This is a genomic window from Microvirga sp. 2YAF29 (genome assembly GCF_052114605.1).
Lineage (GTDB): Bacteria > Pseudomonadota > Alphaproteobacteria > Rhizobiales > Beijerinckiaceae > Microvirga.
On sequence record NZ_JBFRFB010000036.1, the window covers coordinates 1 to 2,455 of the forward strand.

General features: G+C 63.5%; 3 protein-coding genes. All 3 read right to left on the reverse strand.

Features of this window, described 5'->3' with window-relative positions:
• Positions 1-2 precede the first annotated feature (2 nt).
• Genes mmsB through AB4Y85_RS19370 form a run of 3 tightly spaced genes read right to left on the reverse strand, consistent with a single transcriptional unit; the run spans position 3 to position 2,454 of the window.
• Positions 3-884, reverse strand: a complete 882-nt coding sequence (gene mmsB / locus AB4Y85_RS19360) for a 3-hydroxyisobutyrate dehydrogenase (protein ID WP_441986535.1) — start codon at positions 882-884, stop codon at positions 3-5.
• A gap of 50 nt (positions 885-934) precedes the next feature.
• On the reverse strand, positions 935-1,306 hold the full coding sequence (locus AB4Y85_RS19365) for a DUF5367 family protein (RefSeq protein WP_441986536.1): 372 nt from the start codon (positions 1,304-1,306) through the stop codon (positions 935-937).
• Positions 1,303-2,454: an isobutyryl-CoA dehydrogenase gene (locus tag AB4Y85_RS19370; RefSeq protein ID WP_441986537.1), complete on the reverse strand. Its 1,152-nt coding sequence runs from the start codon at positions 2,452-2,454 to the stop codon at positions 1,303-1,305. The genes AB4Y85_RS19365 and AB4Y85_RS19370 overlap by 4 nt, the downstream gene beginning before the upstream one ends.
• Position 2,455 lies beyond the last annotated feature (1 nt).

Here is a 2,455-nt window from a genome sequence, read left to right on the forward strand (position 1 = left end):
GCTCACTTCTTCCCGCGGATGAAGTTGATGATGCCCGAAAAATCGTCGCCCTCGTGTCCGCCATTGTTGAAGAGCGCGTAGAGCTGGGCGGCTTCGGCGCCCAGCGGCGTCGAAGCGCCGGAGGCAAGGGCCGCTTCCTGCGCGAGCTTCAAATCCTTCAGCATCAGGGCGGCGGCGAAGCCCGGCTTGTAATCGTTGTTGGCGGGTGAGGTCGGCACCGGGCCCGGCACGGGGCAATAGGTGGTGAGCGACCAGCACTGGCCCGAAGAGGTGGAGGCCACATCGAACAGCGCCTGATGCGAGAGGCTGAGCTTTTCAGCCAGCACGAAGGCTTCCGCCACGCCGATCATCGAAATGCCGAGGATCATGTTGTTGCAGATCTTCGCCGCCTGTCCCGCGCCGGCATCGCCGCAATGCACGACTTGTCTGCCCATCTTCGAGAGAAAGGGTTCGGCCCGGTCGAACGCATCTTTTGCGCCGCCTGCCATGAAAGTGAGCGTCGCGCCCTTCGCGCCGCCGACGCCGCCGGAGACCGGCGCGTCGAGCGATTGCACGCCTTTCTCGCGCGCCATGTCATGCGCCTTGCGCGCGCTCTCCACGTCGATGGTGGAGCAGTCGATGAACAGAGCGTTTGCTTGCGCGCTCTTCAGGATGTCGCTCCATACGGAGACCACATACTTGCCGGCGGGCAGCATGGTGATGACCACGTCCGCATCGCGCACCGCATCGGAAGCGGAGCCCGCGATGCTTAACCCATCGGCGCGCGCCTGATCGCAGGAGGCGGGCATGAGATCGAAGCCTTTGACCGCGTGGCCTGCCTTGACGAGATTGGCCGCCATGGGTCCGCCCATGTTGCCGAGGCCGATGAAAGCGATGTTGGTCATGGTGGTCCTCCCTGTGTTCCGTCAATGATGTTCGCCGATGGCGGCCAAGCCTAAGAGCCTCGCGCGCTCCACAATGCGCCTGCAAACGCGAAGCCGTAGAACCAGAGCATGAGCGAGCCGAAGACCTTGTCGAGCGATGGATCGAGCACCGGAAAGAACACGGCGAAATGCGAGCCGATGGCCGCTATGATCAGCATGCCGGGAACGGCTGCCAACGCCATGGCTGTCACGGCCTTGTTCTTCGGCACTCGCAGGATGCGATGAACGAACAATCCAAGCGCGAGCCCCAGCGCCGCACCGGCCGTGAAGTTGAGCTGGAAGGGCCTGCGGCCTTCCAGGAAGAACAGATGTCCTGCGAACGAGAACAGCGCGAAGATCAAGGCGGTGATGCCGAAGCCCAGCCCAAGCGTGCGCAGGATCATCGATTGCCGCGTCCCACCAGATCGCGCGCCACGATGAGGCGCATGATCTCGTTGGTACCCTCGAGAATCTGATGCACGCGCAGATCGCGCACGATCTTCTCCACGCCGTAATCGGCGAGGTAACCGTAGCCGCCATGGAGCTGGAGCGCTTCGTTCGCCACTTCGAAGCCGGTATCCGTCGCCATGCGTTTGGCCATGGCGCAGAGCTTGGTGGCATCGAGCGCTTTCGCATCGAGGGCCGAGGCCGCGCGCCACAGGAAGGTGCGCGCGCATTCGAGTTCGGTCGCCATGTCGGCGAGCTTGAACTGCAATGCCTGGAAATCCGCGATGCGCTTGCCGAAGGCCCTGCGGTCGTTCGCGTAAGCGAGAGCTTTGTCGAGGGCCGATTGCGCGCCGCCGAGCGAGCAGGCACCGATATTGATGCGCCCGCCGTCGAGACCCGACATGGCGATCTTGAATCCCATGCCCTCATCCGACAGGCAGTTAGCGACAGGCACGCGCACATCCTCGAAGATCACGGCGGCGGTGGGCTGCGCGTTCCAGCCCATCTTCTTCTCCTGCGCGCCGAAGGACACGCCGGGCATGTTCTTCTCGATCACGAGAGTCGAGATGCCGGAGGGGCCATCCTCGCCCGTGCGCACCATGGTGACATAGATGTCGGATGTACCTGCGCCCGAGATGAACTGTTTTACGCCGTTGACGACGTAATGGTCACCGTCGCGCACCGCGCGGGTTTTGAGCGCCGCCGCGTCCGAGCCGGAGCCCGGCTCGGTCAGGCAATAGCTGCCGATGGTCTCCATGGTGCAGAGAGACGGCAGGAAGCGGCTCCGCTGCTCCTCCGAGCCGTAGCGGTCGATCATCCAGGCGACCATGTTGTGAATCGAAAGATAGGCCGAGATCGCCGGGCACCCGGTGGCGAGCGCCTCGAAGATGAGGGCAGCATCCAGCCGCGTCATGCCGGAGCCGCCCACATCGTCGCGGGTATAGATCGCGGCCATACCCAGCGAGGCTGCTTCCCGCAGTACATCGACGGGGAAATGTTTCTTCTCGTCCCATTCGAGGGCGTGGGGGGCGAGATTGTCCGCAGCAAAAGCAAGGGCCATGTCGCGGACGGCAATCTGGTCTTCGGTCAAGGAGAACTGGGTCATG

What these genes read in the sequence shown, in the direction of transcription:
- mmsB (WP_441986535.1), bottom strand. Translation starts at nt 884, where the DNA reads ATGACCAACATCGCTTTCATCGGCCTCGGCAACATGGGCGGACCCATG.
- AB4Y85_RS19365 (WP_441986536.1), bottom strand. Translation starts at nt 1,306, where the DNA reads ATGATCCTGCGCACGCTTGGGCTGGGCTTCGGCATCACCGCCTTGATC.
- AB4Y85_RS19370 (WP_441986537.1), bottom strand. Translation starts at nt 2,454, where the DNA reads ATGACCCAGTTCTCCTTGACCGAAGACCAGATTGCCGTCCGCGACATG.